Origin of the sequence: Serratia sp. (in: enterobacteria) (genome assembly GCF_051654945.1) — a bacterium.
Classification (GTDB): domain Bacteria; phylum Pseudomonadota; class Gammaproteobacteria; order Enterobacterales; family Enterobacteriaceae; genus Chania.
On record NZ_JBOFZA010000081.1, the window covers coordinates 570,676 to 593,000 of the forward strand.

The window sequence follows — 22,325 nt, forward strand, 5'->3', positions numbered from 1 at the left end:
ATATAAGGATGCAAATATGAAAGGTATAATAAAGTGTGGGGTGACGTTTTTTTTAATGATTTTTTTAGGTTTATGGGCAACGGTTGTGACGGCAGGAAATCCTATTATCTCGAAAGAAAAACAAAGACTCGACTTATTACAGGTCGAAGGAAGTAATGCGCCTTCATTATCGCAAGGTAATCATCAGAAAATTGCTGCAGTGCGGTTGATTGCGAAAAATCCGGGTCAACTGGCCACAAGATTCCGTGAGGAGCTGGGATTTAAGGTATGGTCGTTAGGGGCTCTTCCCAGCGGGGAAGAGATTTATTCTGTATTGCTCAAGGGGGGACAAGCAATAGAAATTATCAGTTGGAGTCCTTCGTATACACAATTCCCTATTGACGATGTGAAAGCGCTTATGGTAGGAATTCAAGTTAACGATATGGATCAGTTGGCCGCTTCTTTACAGCTCTCTGCATTATCGCCTTTTCCTATCGTTCCGGTACATGTTGGCGGGGATCCAAAACAAAGAAAGATGTTTGAGTTGCAGTTTATCAACTCACCATGGTACGCCTTCAACGGCATATATTTTATAAAGCGTTTTGAAGACGAGATAGCCAAAGTCAGGCAGGAACGCCCTGAGTTTGATGATCGGCCATGGCAGGATCAAAAAAATGGCGTGACTTCGATCAATACCGTTTGGTTTGCCGTAAAATCAATCGAAAACTTAGAAAAGCGCTTTTTTTGGCTAGGGTTGATAAGTAAGGATCAGGATGAGAATGGATTAATAGCCTTTCAAATCGGGGATACTCAACTCAAGGTGGTATCGCCAAGCTACGCCAAACTCTCTGATAGCATTAGTAAGCGATTAAGCCAGTATGGTGAAGGAATTTTTCGTATTGATTTAGGGGTTGAAACTAATAGTGTTGTCAATCAATCGTCTAAAGTAAGAGTCGCACCAGGCAAAATGTTCAGTTTGCCGGGTATGGATACGGAATTGGTCTTTGTGGCTGCTCATGAAGAATAACCGGCATGTTGTCTTGGTAAAGTATGGTACACATCATGAATGAAATGGTAGGGAATGCCAAGTTAAGGGCGAGCATTGTCGATGTATCAAAAAAACAGCGGTTGCCACCACCCGAATTGATGGATAAAGCGCTCGAAAGAAGGCCGACCAGAACTTGGCTTTGGCTGGCTATTTTTATTATCGGCATAGTGGTAGCAAGTTGGTTTTTCCTTAAAGTGATTGCCAGTAATGAGACCTATGTGATCCCTGTGTCACGAACATCGCTGAATATAATGACTGTAAAGAGAGGTGCCTTTCAACCCGCAGTGGCGACGGTTGCACAGATCCAGCCTGCCGAAGAATATTTCATTGAGAACAAAGATGCTGGTAGGGTAGAGAAGGTATTTGTACAACCGGGCGAGTCGGTACAACGAGGCGACTCTATTGTACAATTGACCAATACCGACATTTTGTTATCGGTACTTAAGTTAGAGACGGACGTGGCAGAGCAGATCAATAATTTAAGTACCCTAGAGATTGTCTATAACAAAACGAAGCTAGAATATGATCTGGAGATTACGCGTATTTCTTATGAATTTTCTGAGGTTGCTGAACAACTGAAATTACAAACTCCACTTTTAAAGAAAAAATTTGTTAATACCGCTCTTGTCGATCAACTAAGGCGTGAGCGAGACTACAAGCAGGGTTTGTTGATACTTCGTCAGAAATGGCGAGATTTAGAATTGGCCGAAAGGATGGCTCAGATAAATACTGCGCGTAAAATTGTTGATGATATGCGTAGTAATCTCGATATTGCCAAGAAGAGTTTGGATGATCTACTAATTAAAGCAGAGATTGATGGCACGCTCGCAAGTTTAGATGTCAAATTAGGGCAATTTAAAGCACGCGGCGCCGCGTTGGGTCGGGTGTATTTTATGGGCCAGCCAAAAATTATCGTGTTGCTGGATGAATTTTACTTATCACGATTATCCGTTGGCACTAAAGCCGATTTTAAAACTAAAGAGGGTATTTTGTATTATTTATCATTAACCAAGATTTTACCAGAAGTAGAAGCTGGAAAAGTTAAATTGGAATTTAAGTTTGATGTGGAACCGCCTCAAGAGTTTATCTCTAGTCAAAGTATCGATATCAGAATCAGTACGGGTTCTTCATCGCAAGATACGGTATTGCTTCCGAACGGTGAGTTTATAGGAAAGACGGGCGGGCGATGGGTATTTGTAGTTACACCAGATATGAAAAAAGCGGTTCGTAGAAATATTACTATTGGAGAAAGAAGCGCTGAGCAGATAGAGGTTATTGAAGGTATTAAACCAGGAGAAATGGTTATTACCTCTTCCTACCGGGAACTGGCGGATGCGAATGAACTTAATATCGGAGAGTAAGCCTTGATCGAGATTATTGATGTAACCAAGAGTTTTAAAACGGATTTTGTGGAAACAACGGCAATTGACCAATTATCTCTTACCGTAGAGATGGGGAGTTTTCTTACTATAGTAGGTGCTTCAGGGTGCGGCAAGTCTTCCTTGCTGAAAATGATAGGGCTGCTGGATAAACCAGACCAAGGTAAAATTTGCTACTCTGGTATTGATATGTATGCGCTAAGCCAAAAAAGGCGCTTCGAGTTTCGTCGTAGCAATATTGGATTTATTTTTCAGGACCTTAATCTTATTGATGAATTAACAGTTTTGGATAATGTAGCGCTTCCTCTTCTTTATCAAAAAGTCAAACAGACGCAAGCTAGGGATAAGGCGCTGAGTATTTTAGATAGCGTTGGTTTGTCGCATCGTGCTAAACACTATCCGGCGCATCTATCTGGGGGACAACAGCAACGAGTAGCGATAGCTCGTGCTCTGGTGATAGATCCTGGGTTGATATTGGCTGATGAACCTTCCGGCAATCTGGATGCAGACAGCGGCCAATTGGTGATGGATGCTCTTTTGAACTGTAATCGTGCAGGAACTACGGTAGTGCTGGTAACTCACGATCTCCGATACGGTGAATTAGGCGATGCAACTCTATTCCTCCATAACGGTAAACGGGTAGAAAAGAATAATTTAGCGGCATCTTGAATTCGGAGTATACCCGTTGTCATTACAAAATGAGAGGAATCTAATGACGCATTCTGTACAAGAAAATAGCGATGAGCAATCGCAATTTACCTACCACTTTGCAGACTTTATTCTGCTTAGATTAGCCTCCTTGCCGACCAATATCATCGATCAACCAGTCATGTCAGATACGACAGCTATAATAGAGCAGCGTTTAACCCTGGAGGCTGAGTGGGAGATGTTGGCTCTTCATTGCAACGCTTGTATCAATGAGATATTAATTGGGTGTAAAAAGGAACAGAGAAAGGATCTTCTTCCTTTATTGCAGGCAATTCGGAAGAATAAGAAATCCAGGTTTGTAGAGTTATGTGAAAAGAGTGATAACCTTGTGCTTCAACACGCCAAGATCCAAGATTTCCTGACATTGACCAAGCGTATTACCTGTTCGGTGGAAAAAACCGAATGGCTCTTTCATCATGATTTTAATGCTATGATTAATAACTACTACAGATTACTGGACAATAAGCGATTTAATTGGCTGATGGAAAGTGAACGGATGATGTTAAATCGTCTTAAAAAACAGACTAACAAGCTTAAAGTCGCGCTGACTATTTTCAAATATATTACCCGGATAAGCTTAAAAACCAGTCCTTATCAACGTTATATGGGATTGTCATACATTGAGTTAAAGTTGCCTCTATATCGGAACTGTGTATTTAAGATTAATCAGTGGCATGAGTCATGTAAAACATCCAAAGAGTGGCAAGCGATTCAGCGTGAAGAGTATCGGCGACAAACGCTAAACCAGGGGGATGTACTGTTAAGAATCAATGCAGTGATTGGCATGGACGGAATGGTCGAATCCGACAAGCAGAAATTAGTCATCTTGAGAGATAATCTGTGGTTCGAACATTCTGCTCATGCCTTCCTTCTTAAGGAACCGCTGCTATCAATTTTTCAAACGTTTAAAACTAGTGTTTTTACGATGACTGAATTGCTACAAAAAATGCAGAGCAGCGGAATATCGCAAACTATAGCAAAAAAGTTATTCACAATGTTTCTGGAAAAGGGACTGCTGGTTGTTGAGTCCAGCGTGCCAGAGGTTTATGCTGAGGGCCAAGGGCAGTCCTCTCATCCACTCGCTCTGCATATTTCAGAAAAACAGCAGGTCCTTTGGCTAGATTGTCAATTAGGTTATTCTTCAGATAGAATCAAACATCTTCAGCATGTCATTGCTTCCGCACTCAAAAAAAATGTTGTGGCATCGATTGAGCACTATATCTTGCTGAGATTTTACCGTGAACAGTACCAAGTCAATAGTAATCAAGTGACCCTTGAGCAATTTGTTAATGCAATAAATGAGAACCAATCACTTCTGTCGTTATCTCTGAATGATGAAGATATATTAAAGCAGTGCAATGAAAAACGCATTACCGCAGGAGTCGGTGAGTTATTTGTTAATGTTAAAGCGCAAGTATTTACAGAGGATGAACGGGAAAAGTTAATCCTCAATGGAGTGTACGAATTCCCCATATGGCAAATATCACGATATACGGCAGGTAACTCTTTGCACGAACAGTATATGCGCCAGTCTATCGTACAATGGCTCAAGGGTGAGAATGACCATCGGGTGATTGGTTTATCGATTGGCAGCGAATGTAATTCCTTACAGGATCATCATGGTATCGTCGATGAGTATTTACAAGGGTTTGTTTCGAATTCGCAGGAACTGGCAGCTACCACAGTTTCACCTGGTGATTTATTTGTACGCGTATCTCCGCATGGCGATCGGCTGGAGGTTGTAGATAAGTTTAACCAAAGGGTGCAGTTGATCAATATTGGCGGGATTGTGCCTCTGCCGAATTGGGGAGCGCACTATTGGCTTCCTTACTTAACTTCGCCACTGGCGATAAAGAGGCCGAACAAAGGTCTTGATTGGAGCCAGAATCAAGATGCTTTGGTTCATCGCCCTCGTGAATCGATAGATGATTGCGTACTCTATCGCGAGACATGGACGTGTGATGCCAAGAAACTCTATGATGAGATTTTTTTACCATGCCCACCTGGAAAACAGGTGGATGCAGAGTGCCTTTATCGGGTCAAGAAAGTCTTCTGCACTTTGGGTATACCGGCACAATGCTTTGTTCAGAAGGTGTTTACCACGGATTGGCGTAGTGTCAACTCATTGGCCGATAGGCATCGAAAACCTCAGTGGATCGATATCAACAATCCGTTAGCACTGACTTTGCTCGCGAAAATATTGCAGGATGCCCATATTGTGAAACTGCAGGAAGTGTTGCCAGCATCGGTGGACAGATTGCAGACGGCCGAAGGGGACACTTATGTTAGCGAATTACATTTTGAGCTTAAGCTGTCGTGGTAGCCGCAGAGAAACGACTAGGGTTGCCGAAAATATTGATACTTGGCAAATAATCGTTACCAGTAACTGTTATTGACGTAAATCCACATGATTATAGAAAAGGGCGCGAAACCGCGCCCTCAACAGAGTTACTCTGAATCAACCTTCTCAGATTTCCCTGCGAGCAGGCTAAGGAAATCATATTTCTCCTTAAGCTCTTTTTCTGCGGCCTGATACAGCGCGGCGGCAACCTCAGGCTGCTGCGTGTTGAGGCGGCGGAAACGCTGCTCCTTGTTCAAGGTCGCGGTCAGTTCACTGTTTGGCGGACGGGAATCCAGCGCCAATGCGGCTTTACCTTCTTCGGCCCGGCGTGGATCGAAGCGGTACAGCGGCCAGAAGCCGGTCGCGGTCAACTGCCGCATCTGGTCGTGGCTCAGTGCCAGATCGTAACCATGCTCCTCACAAGGGCTGTAGGCGATGATCAATGAAGGGCCAGGGTAGGCTTCCGCCTCCTGAATCGCTTTCACCGTCTGGTTAAGCTGTGCACCCAACGAGATTTGTGCGACATACACATGGCCGTACATCATCATACTGACGCCGAGATCTTTACGGGCCTTGCGCTTGCCGTTCTCACCAAACTTGGTCACGGCCCCCAGCGGAGTGGCCTTGGATTGCTGCCCGCCGGTATTGGAGTAGCACTGCGTATCCAGCACCAGCACGTTGACGTTTTCTGTCAGGCTCAGCACATGATCCAGGCCGCCGAAGCCGATATCGTAAGCCCAGCCATCACCGCCAATCAGCCAGATGGATTTATCCACCAGGTAATCGGCATCGGTTGCCAGCTGGCGAGCGTCGTTGCCAGGCACGTTGGCCAACAGGCTGCGCAATTCGGCGATCTGCTGGCGGCGTGGACCGGTGGCGATCTCGTCTGCTTGCAACGAGGCGACCAGTTGGGCAGGTAACTGCGGTGCCAACGTGTCGAGCAGGCGCAATACGCGGCGGCGATGCTGGTCTACCGTCAGGCGGAAGCCCAGGCCAAATTCGGCATTATCCTCAAACAGTGAGTTTGCCCAGGCTGGTCCACGGCCATCGGCGTTGGTGGTATAAGGCGTCGTTGGCAGGTTACCACCATAGATCGAAGAACAGCCGGTGGCGTTGGCAATCAGCAAGCGGTCACCATACAGCTGGGTCAGCAGTTTGATATACGGTGTTTCACCACAGCCGGAACAGGCGCCAGAATACTCAAACAGCGGGGAGATCAACTGCGAGGTACGGATATCGATACGTTCCAACTGCGAAGCGTCGATTTCCGGCAGTTGCAGGAAGAAGTCGTAATGCGCTTTTTCCTCGGCCAGATGATCGAGGCGGGAAGCCATATTGATCGCCTTGATTTCCGGGTTCTGACGATCTTTTGCCGGGCAGACCTCTACGCACAGATTACAGCCGGTACAGTCTTCAGGGGCGACCTGCAATACGTATTTCTGGCCACGCATATCACGGGATTTTACATCCAGCGATTGCAGCGTAGCAGGGGCGAACTCCATGGCCTCTGGCTGAACGACCTTGGCACGAATAGCCGAATGCGGGCAGGCGGCGACGCAGTGGTTACACTGGGTACACAGATCCGGCCGCCAGATCGGCACTTCTTCAGCGATATTGCGTTTTTCCCACTGCGTGGTGCCTACCGGCCAGGTGCCATCCGGTGGGAAGGCAGAAACCGGCAGGGTATCGCCCAGCCCGGCCAGCATCACGGCGGTAACGGTTTTAACAAAATAAGGTGCGGCGTCGGAAACCACCGGCGGACGTATCGGGCTGTTGCTGTCGAGTGGGCGAAGCGGGATAGCCGTCAGCTCACTCAGCGTAGCCCCCAAGGCCTGCCAGTTACGTTCAACAATTTCCTGGCCCTTGTTGCTATAGCTACGGGCAATCGCCCCCTGCAACTCCTGCAACGCCACATCACCAGGCAGGATCTGTGACAGATGGAAGAAGGCCATCTGCATCACTGTATTGATACGAGCGCCCAGATGGCATTCGCGCGCCAGCTTGGCGGCGTTGATGATGTAAAACTTCGCCTGGCGTTGATGCAGGATTGCCTGAACTTCCTGTGGCAGGCGTGACCAGACTTCATCGGCGCTATAAGGGGTATTGAGCAGGAAAATACCGCCGGGTTTGAGGCGCTCGACCATTTGATACTTGTCGATAAACTGCCACTGATGGCAAGCCACAAAGTCGGCTCGGTCGATCAGATAGGCCGAATTGATCGGTTTGTCGCTAACCCGCAGGTGGGACACCGTCAGGCCACCGGCTTTTTTAGAGTCGTAGACAAAATAACCTTGGGCAAACATCGGTGTGCTGTTACCGATGATTTTAATGTTGTTCTTGGTCGCAGACACCGAACCATCGCTGCCCAAACCATAGAACAGCGCTTCTAGTGAGGCTCGTTGCGGCAAGGTTTCTTCGCGCAGCGGTAGCGAAAGGCCGGTAATATCGTCGAAAATGCCCACGGTAAAGCGCGGGCGGGGCTTATCCAGCATCAGCTCACGGAAGATGGCCAGCGCGCAGTCTGGGCCAAACTCTTTGGAAGATAGTCCATAGCGCCCGCCAATCACCATCGGCATGTGGTCACGCTCACCACGGCTAAAGGCTTCTGCCAGCGCGGCCATCACATCCAGGTATAAAGGCTCGGCCAGAGCGCCAGGTTCTTTGGTGCGATCGAGCACCGCAATTTTTTGCACGCTGTCCGGCAGTACGGCGAGCAGGTGTTTGGCGGAGAAAGGACGATAAAGCCGAACTTTCAGCACGCCCACTTTTTCGCCGTGCGTCAGCAGGTGGTCGATTGCTTCTTCACAGGTGCCGATGGCGGATCCCATCAGGATCACCACGCGCTCGGCCTGCGGATGGCCGTAATACTCAAACGGCTGATAGCTACGACCGGTGAGTTGGGCAAACTTGTCCATCGCCTGCTGTACGTGCTGGTAGGTATTGTCGTACCACGGATTGGTCGCTTCGCGCGATTGGAAATAAGTATCCGGGTTGGCCGAGGTGCCGCGTATTACCGGATGATCTGGCGTCAGGGCCCGGCTGCGGTGGGCGTCGATGGCGTCCTGCGGCATCATCTGATGCAGCGTCTCGTCGCTCAGCGGGGCGATCTTGTTGATTTCGTGCGAGGTGCGGAAACCATCAAAGAAGTGAATGAACGGCAGGCGGCTGTTCAACGTGGCCGTCTGAGCGATCAGCGCAAAGTCCTGCGCCTCTTGCACGTTACTGGCGCACAGCATGGCGCAACCGGTCTGGCGTACGGCCATTACATCGGAGTGATCGCCAAAGATGGACAGCGCATGGGTCGCGACGGTACGAGCGGCAACGTGGAGCACAAACGGCGTCAACTCCCCGGCCAGCTTATACAGCGAAGGGATCATCAACAGCAATCCCTGGGAGGAGGTGAAGGAGGTGGAAAGCGCACCGGTTTGCAACGCGCCGTGCACGGTAGCAATGGCACCGCCTTCGGATTGCATCTCCACAACGTTGGGTACGTCGCCCCAAATGTTCTTCCTGCCGTCACCAGACCAGGCAGCGGTTTGTTCCGCCATGGTCGAACTTGGGGTGATCGGGTAAATGGCAATCACTTCACTGGTGCGGTAAGCCACGGAAGCGACAGCGTTATTACCATCTGTAGTAATCATCTGCAGTACCTTTCTTTGCTCACAAAGCTGCAAAAGTCAGCCTTTTATAATCATCGGTAAAGTCTAACAGAGGGGTTTATTGACGCTTTATCGCGTTTGTGTGGCGCACAAAATCGGGATGTAAGGTGATATTTGGTTAAAAAATATTTATCATTCGCCGCACAACGTTACAACGTCGTCGCGGTTTCAACGTAATTTAATCTCCGCGCCTTATATTTATTCAACATGACATAGCAAGAAGAACTGAGAAATGACCGCATTTATCTATTTAACCATGGCGATTGTCGCCGAAGTGATCGCGACGACCTTGTTAAAAGCCTCAGAAGGGTTTACCCGTTTGTGGCCCTCGGTGTTTGTGGTCTTGGGCTACGTGATCGCATTTTGGGGGTTGTCGATGGTGGTGAAAACCATGCCGCTGGGGATTGTGTATGCCATCTGGTCGGGCATGGGGATCGTGCTGGTGTCTATTGCTGCGGTATTCTTTTACCAGCAGAAGCTGGATTTGCCGGCGGTGGTTGGCATGGGATTGATTATTGCCGGGGTGTTGGTGATTAATCTGCTGTCAAAATCGGCAGGGCACTGATCGGCGGTGGCGCTAAAATGCGTCCAGGTCAAAAAAACGACAATTTTATCGCTAATCATATTTCTATTATTAAGCTAACAAGCTAGATTACTTAGATTGTGTTTCCGGTTGCCACTTGCTGATTATCAGGGGGCAACTTGAAGCTCAACGGGTGGACATCAAAGATAATCAAACGCGCCCATCGTTCAAGTGGCTCGGGTTATCAGCAATGGCAAAATTACACAGCATCGTTTCGGTTCAGAGGTACGAATAATGATCACAGCAAAATGGCTGCTTGCCGGCGCCATACTCACTTTGGCTGCCTGTAGCAGCAACAATCAAGAACCACAGCAGATCGCGACCAGTGCCAATATTGGCACCATTCCTACCAGTGAAAGTTGTGCCAGCGTGGGTGGGGTCACTACCATTGCTCATTCGCTCAACGGCGATACGCTCAGAATGTGTCAGATGCCGAATGGCAAACAGTGCGAAGAGTCGGCGCTGGGCCGGGGAGCCTGTTCTCGTTGAGCCCATCCGTCACGGGCAAACGTGCTGAAAATTGACACCGGTACCTGCCTATTGCACCGTACCAACCCCCTCTCACTAAAGGAGAGGGTTGGGGTGGGGGGCTAGTTAACCCAGTCTTTCAGGGTATAGACCAGTTGATGATCGCTGCCGCTCAGGGTCAGCTGTTGGCCATTGAGCGAGACTGTTGCGCCATTTGCCAGCAGCGTGCCGATGGTTTGATCCCATTGATTACGCTGCGGATCCGTACACATCATGCGGGTCGTGGCGAGGTTTTTCACCGTCAGCACGCCGTTCTCTAACTGGCCCTGGCCGAAGAAACGGTTACACATCGATCCGGAAATATTCATTTTCTCACCGAACTCAATGCTCGGGCCGCTGCCTTGTTTCGCCTCAACCGCCACACCATCCACGCTCTGCAACACAAAGTTATGATGCAGCAGGTCGCTTGCTACCACGGTGGGTTGCTCGGTTTTTGCTGTATGACAGCCAGCCAGCAGTGCGCTTGCCATGACCAGATGGATCAGTTTTTTCATTGTTGTTTCCAGAAGCTTAAGGGGCACGCCCTTGCGAAATGGTGGGAGCAGGGGCGCCAAGCGCGCCCCAAAAATATCAGGCATTAAGCTGATTAGGGCAGGCTTCGCCCCGCGACAGCTGTTCAATATTTTTCAATGTGGTTTGCGAAATACTGGTCAGCGCCTCTTCCGTCAGGAACGCCTGGTGGCCGGTAAACAGCACGTTATGGCAGGCAGACAGACGGCGGAAAACGTCATCCTGGATCACGTCGTTGGATTTGTCTTCAAAGAACAGGTCGCGTTCGTTTTCATACACATCCATCCCCAGCGCGCCAATCTTCTGCTGTTTAAGCGCATCGATGGCGGCGGAAGAGTCGATCAAGGCCCCGCGGCTGGTGTTAATCACCATCACGCCGTCTTTCATCATCGAGAACGCGTCCGCATTCAGCAGATGATGGTTTTCCGGTGTTAACGGACAGTGCAGGGTGATCACATCTGACTGGGCATACAATGTCTTAAGATCGACATATTCGGCACCCAACTCTAACGCCTGCGCGCTTGGGTACGGGTCATAGGCCAACAGCTTCATGCCAAAGCCTTTCAGGATGCGCATGGTGGCGACGCCGATCTTGCCAGTACCGATCACCCCGGCGGTGCGGTTATGCATATTGAAACCGATCAGCCCTTCCAGCGAAAAGTTGGCATCGCGGGTGCGTTGATAGGCACGATGAATGCGGCGGTTAAGGCACATCATCATGCCCACGGCGTGTTCGGCGACGGCCTCTGGTGAATAGGCCGGAACGCGTACCACTTTGATACCCAGCTCTTTTGCCGCATCCAGATCGACGTTATTAAAGCCGGCACAACGCAGGGCGAGGATCTCGACCCCGAGCGCGGCCAGCTCTTCCAGCACTTCCCGGCTGCCGTCGTCATTGACGAAGATGCACACGGCCTTGCAACCGATAGCGGTTTTGGCGGTTTTCTTGCTTAGCAGAAAATCGAAAAACTCCAGCTCATAACCAAACTGCTGATTTACCAATTCAAGATACTTACGGTCGTACTGTTTGGTGCTGTAAATCGCCATTTTCATCGTGGTTTCTCCCGCGTGATTATGTGATCAAATTAACATATTTTACCAAATACGACAATGGTTTAGCTCGCAGTTGTGCCGCGGCGTGTTCAGAATTTTGTGCTGATAATCAGTGAATTAGCCATTTCCCGTATTCACCGGATAAATATCAAGATTGAGAAACCTATTATATTAATGATGAGAAGGGATCACCTTCACCTGTCAGGGGATCCGTGTCATCATTGCACCCAGCTAATCGATGTTTATCAGGAACTAAACCTGCGCGTAATGACAAAGAAATTAAAAGTATTGTTAGCGGTCGTGGCGAGCATCATGCTGTTGATCATCGTGCTGTGGCAAACTCTGCCTCGCTGGTTACCGCGTACGATCGCGCCTTGGTTGCCGCAGGGGAGCCAACTGGTTTTACAAGGGTCTTTGCGCTGGCAGCAAGGGGCATTGCATCTTGCTGGGCTGAAATTCAGCGCCCAAGGCTGCGCGATTGCCAACGTCAGCGACCTAACGCTGTCCTACCAAACGGGTACTTGGCGGCTGAGCAGTGAACGGGCCGATGTGGATACCGCTTGCCTGTCAAAATTACCTGCCGCCGCGGGGGACAGCGCACCGCTAGCGTTAGACCGACTGCAAGCGATGCTGCCGCCCGTTGATCTTAACATCAATCTTCTTACGATCACCCCTTGGCAAGCCTATGCCGGCAAATTGCAACTGTCATCTACGGCCGATGGCCAGCGGTTGCACTATCAAGGGAAAAACATCACCGCCGAAGCGGAGCTGGATGCACATCAACAGCTAACGCTTAACCAGCTCAGCATTACGCCGCCAAACAGCACGACGCCGGTGCAACTGACGGGCAAAATCACCGTGCCGCTCGACATGGACAGTATGCCGAGCCAGGGTGAACTGCAAGGCGAACTGCAAACCGCCTATCTGGAAAAACCTTTGCTGCTGAATTTGCACTGGCAACAGCAGCAGGGCATGTTGACACTCACGGAAAAGGGCAGCGAACAACCATTGGCTACGCTCCCCTGGTCGCTGACGCCGAAGCAGATCAGCATCGAAAAAGGGGAATGGCGCTGGCCGTACCTGGAACAACCGCTCAGCGGTGGTTTGAATGTGGAATTACATGACTGGAGCCAGGGTTTTGATGAAACCCAGATTACCGCACGTTTGAACGTGATCACCGCAGGGCACAACGGTAAAGGTAACGCGGTGCTGACGTTGGGGCCGGGCAGCCTGAGCCTGACCAACAGCGATCTGGCATTCCGGCTTACCGGGCAGGCCAACCTGGCCAATCTTTCGCTCACTGCATCAATCCCCGGCATTATCAGCGGCTCGATCCTTAACCCAACGCTGGTGCTTCAGCCGGGGTCTTTGCTGCGCGCCTGGGGCAACCCTGCACCGGATGTGAAGCTGGAAGAAGCGCGTCTGCCCCTGGCAGGGGTAAAAGTCACCGTTGACGGGATCACGGGGCGTTTGCAGGCAATTATCAGTGCCAGTGAAAGCTACTGGGGACATTTCAAACTGCATCTGGATGGCCAGGCACAAAGCTTCTGGCCAGATCGCGGGCAGTGGCAGTGGCGCTCTTGGGGTAACGGCATATTACCGCCGCTACAGGCTGCCTGGGATGTTGCAGGCAGTGGCCGCTGGCAGGACACCACTATCACCCTCGATCGCCTATCCACCGGTTTTGATCGGATGAAATACGGCCTGGTCACGGTGGCGACGCCGCGTCTGACGCTCAGCCAGCCCATTCGGTGGCAGCGGGATATCAAAGCACCAAGCCTTACCGGCGGTGTGCAACTGAAGGCGGACAAAACCAGCTTTGGTGAAGGCAGTTATTTGCCCGCTTCAGTGCTGGATTTGCAATTGCAGGGAGCCGGGCCTGACAGTTTCCAATGGCAAGGTGCATTGCAGGCGGAGCAGATTGGGCCAATCACCCTACGTGGCCGCTGGGATGGTGAACGCCTGCGTGGTGAAGGCTGGTGGCCTAAGCAGTCGTTAACGGTGTTCCAGCCGTTGATAGCACCAGCTCTGAATATCAAACTGCGCGATGGTGAGTTTTATGCCCAGTCGGCATTTTCGGCTGCGCGGGTGCAGGGGTTTGAAGCTGGAGGGCACTGGGTCGTGCGCAACGGCGGCATGTGGCTGCCAGACGGGGAAATGAGTGGGCTGGACTTTGTGTTGCCCTATCGGTTGAAGAACCATCTGTGGCAGCTTGGGGCCAAGCGCCCGATCATGCTGCGCATCAAATCCATCAAAACGCTGTTCGAGATGCAAAATATTACCGCCGACCTGCAAGGCACCTATCCCTACAGCGAGGCGTATCCATTAACCTTGAGTAACATCGGGGTGGATATGCTGAACGGTCATATCAGCCTCTCGGCATTACGGATGCCGCAGCATGATGCGGCGGTGCTCAAACTGGATCAAATCGACCTCAGCGCGCTGTTCACCGCGCTCAAACCGAAGCAGTTCGCCATGTCTGGCCGCATCAACGGCGAGTTACCGCTCTACCTGAACCACCCAAAATGGCTGGTGCAAAACGGCTGGATTGCCAATGCAGGCACGATGACGTTACGGCTGGATAAAGATATGGCCGATGCCATTGGCAGCAATAATCTGGCCACCGGTGCCGCTATCGACTGGCTACGCTATATGGAAATCAACCGCTCCAAGGCGCGGGTCGATCTCGATAACCTGGGCGAACTGACGTTAAAGGCGCATATCGATGGCGTAAATCCGCAGAAAAATGCCAAGCGTGAGGTTATCCTTAACTATAGCCATCAGGAAAACGTGTTTCAGCTGTGGCGCAGCCTGCGTTTCGGCGACAATTTACAAGAGTGGCTGGAGCAGGCGCTCTCTAAACCCGAGGAACAACAATGAAGAACGCGACCAGGCCATTGCTGGCAGCCGTGTTGGGCGCATCCTTGCTGAGCGGTTGCGTACCGCGCATTGAGGTGGCAACGCCAAAAGATCCCATCACCATCAATATGAACGTCAAAATCGAACATGAGATCCGCATCAAGGTGGATAAGGACGTCGAGAACCTGCTGAAAGAACAAAGCGGTCTATTCTAGGAGCCAGCATGAAAAAGCATTATCTGTGGTTGATCGCCGCCGGTTGGTTATTCAGCGGAGTGGCTCAGGCGTTGACGCTGGATGAAGCCAAGCAGCAGGGGCGGGTGGGCGAAACGCTCAGTGGCTACATTGCGCCGGTGAAGCAGGATGCACAGACGCAGGCGTTGGTGAAAAAAATCAATGCCGGGCGTGCCGAGAAATACCAGCAGGTGGCAACCAGCAATCATATTGCCATCGATGAAGTCGCGCGCATGGCGGGGCAGAAGTTGGTGACCCGAGCGCCTGCGGGGGAATATGTCCGGGGTATTAACGGTCAGTGGTTGCAGAAATAAAAAAAGCGCGCCCTTGGGCGCGCAATGGAATTTAAACAACTTATTATTTTGAGGGTAAAACGGATTTTGCAGGTGAAACTATTTTTCAGGGGCGCCGCATGCTGCGCCCACCGTTGTTAAGCGGCAATTACTTCGCTCAGTAACGCTTTGGCATCCGCTTGAGCTTTGGTCGCGACGTCTGGGCCATAAGCAATCCCTTCGGCAAACACAAACTCAACTTCGGTAATACCGATAAAGCCCAGGAACAGACGCAGGTAAGGCTCGATCAGATCGGTTGGAGTGCCTTTATGGATGCCGCCGCGGCTGGTCAGAATGATGGCGCGTTTACCTTTTACCAAGCCTTCCGGGCCGTTCTCGGTGTAACGGAAGGTGACGCCGGCACGGGCAATCAGGTCAAAATAATTCTTCAACTGGGTTGGGATGTTGAAGTTGTACATCGGTGCCGCGATAACGATAGTATCGTTGGCTTGCAGTTCGGCAATCAGTTCGTCTGACAGAGCGAGTGCTTCTTGCTGGCGTGGGGTCAGCGGAGCATCGGAAGGACGCAGCGCACCAACCAGTTCACCGTCCAGTACCGGGATCGGCTGCGCAGCCAGGTCACGCACGGTGATGGTATCGTTGCTGTGAGCATTGGCCCACTGTTCAACGAAGAAATCGGCCAATTGGTTAGACTGAGAATAAGTTGCCAGGATGCTGGATTTAAGAACCAATACGTTGCTCATCGATACTTCCTTTCGTTATGACAGTGAGATCGGGGCAGGTTGCCCGTTGCATGAGGTACACTTTATGCAGAATGTACCAGCAGTGATAGCGGAATATTTCGAGATCTTCGTTCGATTTTATTGAACAAGCAAACCCAGGCTAAGCGGATGGATTATGGAGAGAAAACCCATTGTGGTATCCTGTGCCGCTTAGTCAAAAATTGATAAACCTATTTTAAAACCGCAGCTATTGGTCAACCCCTCACCCAAACCCTCTCCTTGGGGAGAGGGTTTGGGTGAGGGGCAATAACATCAAACCATAGCCCCTGACGTTAACCGCTAGCTGCGAAGAAACAAGGAACACCGAAAGTGAAATCTACGCTCGCGGCATTGTCATCCCAACTGGGTGACTTGATGCTCCGTGATCAGCAGCGCCTGCAACGCCGGTTGCAAGGTGCCCGCAAAGTCAAAAGCCCCGAGGCTCAACAAGCCGTTGCCGCAGAAATAGCGGGTGATATCGAGCAAGCCATCCAGAAGGTGCGCTCGCGTGCGGCCTCGTGCCCGAAAATTACCTATCCGGAAAGCCTGCCGGTCAGCCAAAAGAAACAGGATATTCTCGCCGCTATCCGCGATCACCAGGTCGTGATCGTGGCGGGGGAAACCGGTTCTGGGAAAACCACCCAGCTACCGAAAATCTGCCTGGAATTAGGGCGCGGCGTCAAAGGCCTGATTGGTCATACGCAACCGCGCCGCCTGGCCGCACGTACCGTTGCCAACCGCATCGCCGATGAGTTGGAAAGCCCACTGGGTGGCAGCGTTGGCTATAAGGTGCGCTTCAACGATCAGGTGGGTGAGAATACCCTGGTCAAACTGATGACCGACGGGATCTTGCTGGCCGAAATCCAGCAGGACCGTAACCTGATGCAGTACGACACCCTGATCATCGATGAAGCGCATGAGCGCAGCCTGAACATCGATTTTATCCTGGGTTACCTGCGCGAACTGTTGCCAAAGCGCCCGGACCTCAAGGTGATCATCACCTCGGCCACCATCGATCCGCAGCGTTTTTCCCGCCATTTCAATAATGCGCCGATCATTGAGGTGTCAGGGCGTACCTATCCGGTTGAAGTTCGCTACCGGCCGGTAGTCGATGACGCTGACGATACCGAACGCGATCAGCTACAGGCGATTTTCGATGCGGTGGACGAACTGGGGCGTGAGGGGCCAGGAGATATCCTGATCTTTATGAGCGGCGAGCGTGAAATCCGCGATACCGCCGATGCGCTGACCAAGCTCAACCTGCCGCATACCGAGGTGCTGCCACTCTATGCCCGCCTGTCCAACAGCGAACAGAATCGGGTATTCCAGTCGCACCATGGCCGCCGCATCGTGTTGGCGACCAACGTGGCAGAAACCTCGCTGACCGTGCCAGGCATCAAGTATGTCATCGACCCAGGTACGGCACGTATCAGCCGCTACAGCTTCCGCACCAAAGTGCAGCGTTTGCCGATCGAGCCGGTGTCGCAGGCTTCGGCCAACCAGCGTAAGGGTCGCTGTGGGCGTGTCTCGGACGGTATCTGTATCCGTTTGTTCTCGGAGCAGGATTTCCTGTCGCGTCCGGAGTTTACCGACCCGGAAATTCTGCGTACCAACCTGGCCTCGGTCATTTTGCAGATGACGTCGTTGGGCCTGGGCGATATTGCTGCCTTCCCGTTTGTCGAGGCGCCGGATAACCGTAATATTCAGGACGGCGTGCGCCTGCTGGAAGAGTTGGGCGCGATTAAAACCGCTGACAACGGCCACTACCAATTGACACCGCAGGGCCGTCAACTGGCGCAGTTGCCGATCGATCCGCGTTTGGCTCGGATGGTGTTGGAAGCCCAGAAAAGTGGCAGCGTGCGCGAGATGATGATCATCACTTCGGCGTTGTCGATCCAGGATCCGCGTGAGCGGCCAATGGATAAGCAACAGGCTTCCGATGAAAAGCACCGCCGCTTCGCCGACAAAGATTCCGATTTTATGGCGTTTGTGAACCTGTGGGATTACCTGAAAGAGCAGCAGAAGGAAAACTCCTCCGGGCAGTTCCGCCGCCTGTGCCGCAATGATTTCCTGAACTATCTGCGGGTGCGTGAATGGCAGGATATCTACACCCAACTGCGTCAGGTGGTGAAAGAGCTGGGCTTGCCGGTTAACAGCGTGCCTTCGGATTATCGCAGCGTACATACCGCGCTGCTGAGTGGCCTGCTTTCACACATTGGCCAGAAGGATGCGGATAAGCAAGAGTATACCGGGGCGCGCAACGCCCGTTTCTCCATCTTCCCCGGTTCCGGGCTGTTCAAAAAGCCGCCGAAATGGACGATGGTGGCCGAACTGGTCGAAACCAGCCGCCTGTGGGGCCGCATCGCCGCGCGTATCGAACCCGAATGGATCGAGCCGATGGCGCAGCACCTGGTCAAGCATCATTACAGCGAACCCCACTGGTCAAAATCGCAGGGTGCGGTGATGGCCAGCGAAAAGGTCACGCTGTTTGGCTTGCCAATCGTCGCGGCTCGCCCGGTGAATTACAGCACTATCGATCCGCTGCTGTGCCGTGAGCTGTTTATCCGCCATGCGCTGGTGGAAGGTGACTGGCAGACGAGGCACCCGTTCTTCGCCGCCAACCTGAAGCTGCGTGCCGAAGTGGAAGAGCTGGAGCACAAGTCGCGCCGCCGCGACATTTTGGTAGATGACGAAACGCTATTCAGTTTCTACGATCAACGCATCCCGAGCGATGTGGTGTCCGGGCGTCACTTTGACCACTGGTGGAAAACCGCCGGTAAGCAAAACCCTGAACTGCTCAACTTCGAAAAAGAGATGTTGATCAAGGACGGAGCCAACAAGGTCAACGCGCTGGATTACCCGAACTATTGGTATCAGGGTAATCTCAAACTGCGCCTGACCTATCAGTTTGAGCCGGGTACCGATGCCGATGGTGTGACCGTGCACATCCCGTTGCCGATCCTCAATCAGGTGGAAGAGGCCGGTTTTGAGTGGCAGATCCCCGGCATTCGTCGTGAGCTGGTGATCGCGCTGATTAAATCGTTACCCAAGCCGATGCGGCGTAATTTTGTGCCGGCACCCAACTACGCCGAGGCTTTCCTGGCTCGTGCAACTCCTTTGGAGATGCCGCTGCTGGATTCGCTGGAGCGCGAGCTGCGTCGCATGACTGGCGTGACGGTGTCACGTGAGGATTGGCAGTGGGATCAGGTACCCGATCATCTGAAAATGACCTTCCGCGTGGTGGGTGAGAAACACAAAACCCTGCGTGAAGGCAAAGATCTGGCAGCGCTGAGGCTCCAGCTCAAAGACAAGGTGCAAGAGACGCTGTCTGCCGTGGCGGACGACGGGCTGGAACAGAGTAATCTGCATATCTGGAGCTTTGGCAAACTGCCAGAGTTCTATGAGCAGAAGCGTGGCGGCTATTCGGTCAAGGCATACCCGGCGCTGGTGGACGAAAAAGACAGCGTGGCCATCCGCCTGTTTGACAGCGAACAGGAACAGCAGCAGGCCATGTGGCAAGGAACGCGCCGCTTATTGTTGCTGAATATTCCATCGCCAATCAAGTACCTGCATGAGAAGTTGCCGAACAAGGCCAAGCTTGGGCTGTATTTCAACCCGTATGGCAAGGTGCTGGATCTGATCGACGACTGTATCTCTTGCGGTATCGACAAGCTGATTGCCGAACACGGTGGACCGGTGTGGCAGGAAGAAAACTTTGCCCGCCTGCAAGAGCTGGTGCGTGCCGAGCTGAACGAAACCGTGGTGGGCGTGGCCAAGCAGGTGGAACAGATCCTGACCACGGTGTTCAACATCAACAAACGTCTGAAGGGGCGCGTTGATATCTCGTTGGCGCTGGCGCTTTCTGACATCAAGGCCCAGCTTAACGGCCTGGTGTACCGTGGTTTTGTCACCAATAACGGTTGGAGCCGCTTGCCGGACACCTTGCGTTATCTGCAAGCGATCGAGCGCCGCTTGGAGAAGCTGGCAATCGATCCGCACCGCGATCGCGCTCAGATGCTCCGGGTGGAGCAGGTTCAGCAGGCGTGGCAGCAGTGGCTGAATAAACTGCCACCTAAGCGCCAGCAGGATGAAGAGGTGAAGGCGGTACGCTGGATGATCGAGGAGCTGCGCGTCAGCCTGTTCGCACAGCAGTTGGGTACGCCTTACCCGATCTCTGAGAAGCGTATCTTGCAGACCATGGATCAGCTCTCGGCATAATGCTTAAGCCTTGCTGAGCAGGTAAGGCTTAACAAACTGCAAGCAAACAGCGTCAACGGCAGGTGCTGGCCCATCGCGGCCAGTGCCAGGCCACCAGCGATCAGCAGATAATAAACTAATCCCAATACCGCACCGGCAGCACCCAGCCGGTTGCGGTAATGCTTCAGCGCCTGGCTGAGAATATTAGGGATCGCCAAGCCAAATGCCACGGTTATCGCCATGCAGGGCAGCAGGATCATCAGGCTGGTTTGCCAATACCACGCACTCACGGCGGCCAATAGGGCTAACAGACCGGCCAGTTGGATCTGCCGGTATGCGCATAGCCCATGTTGTAAAAAATAGCGGTTTGCAGCCGCGCCACACAGGCTGCCAAACGCCAAAACTATCCCCGAATAACCAAACTGTTCGCTGCTCAATCCCAAGTTCTGAAAAATAAAAGGAGCCAGACTGAAGTAGCTGAAAGCCATGACATTAAAACTGGCAATCAGTAGTGCCGAACACCAGATTTGCTTATCACGCAGCATCTCCATCAGACAGGGGATTAACGCCATGCCGGTGGTTTGCTGGCGGGTTTCGGGTAGCGCTTGCCAGCACCAGATAAGCAGTAGCAGTGCGAAGCCGCCTTGAGCAATGAAAATGGCCATGTGCCCACCCCAGAACACCAGCATGCCGCCGCTCAACATGCCCACTATCGGGCTTATCGACAATGCCATGCCAATCATCGCAAACATTTTTCCCAACGCGGGTCCCTGATAGACATCACGCAGCATGGTCTGTGTCACCACTGAGCCGACGGCGGCACCAAAGGCGATCACGGCACGCGAGACGAGCAGTAATGCGAAAGAGCTGCTAACTATTGCCAGTAAGGCTCCGGCCGTATACATCATCAAACCGGCGAGCATGGCCATTCTACGGCCATATTGATCGCTGACGGTGCCCCAAAAGGCCACGCCGAAGGCAAAAGCAAAAAAGTAGACCGATAGCGTGTGGCTGGCCTGAGTAGCGTCGATCTGGTAATCGGCACGGATCGCGGTCAGTGCCGGACTGTAGAGCGTTTCCAGAATTTGCGGGGCCATGATCATCACAACGATCAGAGGCAGGGGCAGTTTTTTGACGGACATAGCATTCTCCCAAATAAGTGCCAGCAGTATAGGGAGATAGAGGCTGTTCGATTACAATGATAAAGACAAAAAGCAACAAGTATAGGACTTATCGATGGCACTGATATCTCAACATCAGGTTTTTGATCCGGATAGTTACTCCGCTCCGGTGGTGGGGATCAGTGCCGAACTGACGGAGCATGATTCAGGCGAACATCAGCATCAACGGGCCCAGATCCTCTATGCCCCACGTGGCTGTATGACGGTGACGTTAGCCGAGCAATGGCTGATCTTGCCGCCTACGCGTATTATCTGGATCCCCAGCGGAGTACGGCACCGTGTGCAACTGCGCGGGCAGGTAGCTTACCGTTCGCTTTATTTGGCGGATAGTACGATGTTGGCAAGGCAGCGCAGTGCGGTGTTGGCCGCCAACCCTTTATTGGCAGCGGTGATTGAGCGCATTGCGCATTGGCCGTTTGACTATGCACAACAGCATCCCCAGGCGGAAGATCTGTTGCGAGTTTTGCGCAATGAACTGAGCGTGGCGGAGCAGGAAAATACCCACCTGACGTTGCCAAGTGATCCACGGATTGCTGCGTGGATTAGCAGGTTAAACGAGGTAGATCAGCTACCCGGTTTGGCGCACTTGGCCAAGGAGATCGGCCTGCATTCTAAAACGTTAACGCGGATATTCCTGCGGGAAACAGGGCTCAGCTATCAACAGTGGTGCCAGCAATGGCGGTTGATGCACGCTATCGAACTATTAGCTCAGTTACCTTCCGTAAGCGCGGTTGCCCAACGGCTGGCCTTCTCCAGCGATAGTGCCTTTATCGCTTTTTTCCGCCAGTATACGGGGACGACGCCGAAGCGCTTTATGGCTAGTGGGGAACGTGTTTTGGCGTCATTATCATAGTGCTTTCCTCATTAATCTTGGTTAGCAATATGTAAGATGTGATTTTTGTCACGTTATGGATATTTTTATCAAATTGTTTATATGCAGCAAGAGTCACAATTCATCTATTGACAATTTTAAATTGAAAAAATAATCACCGATTTTTTGTGAAGTAGATCTT

The 22,325-nt window shown here is 51.7% G+C and carries 16 protein-coding genes; 11 read left to right on the forward strand and 5 right to left on the reverse strand.

Features of this window, described 5'->3' with window-relative positions; translation table 11 throughout:
* Window positions 1-16: 16 nt before the first annotated feature.
* The 4 genes from ACRDCA_RS19095 to ACRDCA_RS19110 are packed head-to-tail and all read left to right on the forward strand — an operon-like array spanning window position 17 to window position 5,437.
* Window positions 17-1,006: a hypothetical protein gene (locus ACRDCA_RS19095; RefSeq protein WP_438690934.1), complete on the forward strand. Its 990-nt coding sequence runs from the start codon at window positions 17-19 to the stop codon at window positions 1,004-1,006.
* Window positions 1,007-1,041: 35 nt separating this feature from the next.
* Complete coding sequence (locus ACRDCA_RS19100) at window positions 1,042-2,388, forward strand: efflux RND transporter periplasmic adaptor subunit (protein WP_438690935.1); 1,347 nt, start codon at window positions 1,042-1,044, stop codon at window positions 2,386-2,388.
* A gap of 3 nt (window positions 2,389-2,391) precedes the next feature.
* Entirely contained in the window at window positions 2,392-3,075 is a 684-nt protein-coding gene (locus ACRDCA_RS19105) for an ABC transporter ATP-binding protein (protein ID WP_438690936.1), read from the forward strand.
* A gap of 43 nt (window positions 3,076-3,118) precedes the next feature.
* On the forward strand, window positions 3,119-5,437 hold the full coding sequence (locus tag ACRDCA_RS19110; RefSeq protein ID WP_438690937.1) for a hypothetical protein: 2,319 nt from the start codon (window positions 3,119-3,121) through the stop codon (window positions 5,435-5,437).
* Between the two features lie 125 nt (window positions 5,438-5,562).
* Here the strand turns inward: ACRDCA_RS19110 and nifJ are convergent, their stop codons facing one another.
* Window positions 5,563-9,096 carry a pyruvate:ferredoxin (flavodoxin) oxidoreductase gene (gene nifJ, locus ACRDCA_RS19115; RefSeq protein ID WP_438690938.1) on the reverse strand — a complete coding sequence of 1,178 codons (3,534 nt, stop codon included), beginning with the start codon at window positions 9,094-9,096 and terminating at the stop codon, window positions 5,563-5,565.
* Window positions 9,097-9,346: 250 nt separating this feature from the next.
* Here nifJ and ACRDCA_RS19120 point away from each other — a divergent pair, with 250 nt between their 5' ends.
* Complete coding sequence (locus tag ACRDCA_RS19120) at window positions 9,347-9,679, forward strand: SMR family transporter (protein WP_438690939.1); 333 nt, start codon at window positions 9,347-9,349, stop codon at window positions 9,677-9,679.
* Between the two features lie 252 nt (window positions 9,680-9,931).
* Window positions 9,932-10,186, forward strand: coding sequence for a putative hemolysin (locus ACRDCA_RS19125; protein ID WP_438690940.1), 255 nt, complete (start codon window positions 9,932-9,934; stop codon window positions 10,184-10,186).
* A gap of 101 nt (window positions 10,187-10,287) precedes the next feature.
* On the opposite strand, the gene hslJ is transcribed toward ACRDCA_RS19125, so the two are convergent.
* Complete coding sequence (hslJ, locus tag ACRDCA_RS19130; protein WP_438690941.1) at window positions 10,288-10,719, reverse strand: heat shock protein HslJ; 432 nt, start codon at window positions 10,717-10,719, stop codon at window positions 10,288-10,290.
* 76 nt (window positions 10,720-10,795) lie between these two features.
* Window positions 10,796-11,788 carry a 2-hydroxyacid dehydrogenase gene (locus ACRDCA_RS19135; RefSeq protein WP_438690942.1) on the reverse strand — a complete coding sequence of 331 codons (993 nt, stop codon included), beginning with the start codon at window positions 11,786-11,788 and terminating at the stop codon, window positions 10,796-10,798.
* A 267-nt stretch (window positions 11,789-12,055) separates the two neighbouring features.
* On the opposite strand from ACRDCA_RS19135, the gene ACRDCA_RS19140 reads away from it, so the two are divergent.
* From ACRDCA_RS19140 to ACRDCA_RS19150, 3 genes are read left to right on the forward strand one after another with little or no spacing between them, the layout of a single operon-like run.
* Window positions 12,056-14,668, forward strand: coding sequence for a YdbH family protein (locus ACRDCA_RS19140; RefSeq protein ID WP_438690943.1), 2,613 nt, complete (start codon window positions 12,056-12,058; stop codon window positions 14,666-14,668).
* Window positions 14,665-14,862 (forward strand): YnbE family lipoprotein, encoded by a 198-nt coding sequence (locus tag ACRDCA_RS19145; RefSeq protein WP_438690944.1) that lies wholly within the window; start codon window positions 14,665-14,667, stop codon window positions 14,860-14,862. The genes ACRDCA_RS19140 and ACRDCA_RS19145 overlap by 4 nt, the downstream gene beginning before the upstream one ends.
* Window positions 14,863-14,870: 8 nt before the next feature.
* The gene (locus ACRDCA_RS19150; RefSeq protein ID WP_438690945.1) at window positions 14,871-15,194 is read left to right on the forward strand and encodes a YdbL family protein; all 324 of its coding nucleotides are present in this window, start codon (window positions 14,871-14,873) and stop codon (window positions 15,192-15,194) included.
* A 116-nt stretch (window positions 15,195-15,310) separates the two neighbouring features.
* On the opposite strand, the gene azoR is transcribed toward ACRDCA_RS19150, so the two are convergent.
* The gene (gene azoR / locus ACRDCA_RS19155; protein WP_025119148.1) at window positions 15,311-15,916 is read right to left on the reverse strand and encodes an FMN-dependent NADH-azoreductase; all 606 of its coding nucleotides are present in this window, start codon (window positions 15,914-15,916) and stop codon (window positions 15,311-15,313) included.
* A gap of 348 nt (window positions 15,917-16,264) precedes the next feature.
* Between azoR and hrpA the strand changes: the two genes are divergently transcribed.
* A complete protein-coding gene (gene hrpA / locus ACRDCA_RS19160) occupies window positions 16,265-20,152 on the forward strand; it encodes an ATP-dependent RNA helicase HrpA (protein WP_438690946.1) in 3,888 nt (1,295 codons plus the stop codon).
* Here the strand turns inward: hrpA and ACRDCA_RS19165 are convergent.
* On the reverse strand, window positions 20,137-21,273 hold the full coding sequence (locus ACRDCA_RS19165; RefSeq protein ID WP_438690947.1) for an MFS transporter: 1,137 nt from the start codon (window positions 21,271-21,273) through the stop codon (window positions 20,137-20,139). The genes hrpA and ACRDCA_RS19165 overlap by 16 nt on opposite strands.
* A gap of 94 nt (window positions 21,274-21,367) precedes the next feature.
* On the opposite strand from ACRDCA_RS19165, the gene ACRDCA_RS19170 reads away from it, so the two are divergent.
* Window positions 21,368-22,165, forward strand: coding sequence for an AraC family transcriptional regulator (locus tag ACRDCA_RS19170; protein ID WP_438690948.1), 798 nt, complete (start codon window positions 21,368-21,370; stop codon window positions 22,163-22,165).
* The last annotated feature ends 160 nt before the right edge of the window (window positions 22,166-22,325 follow it).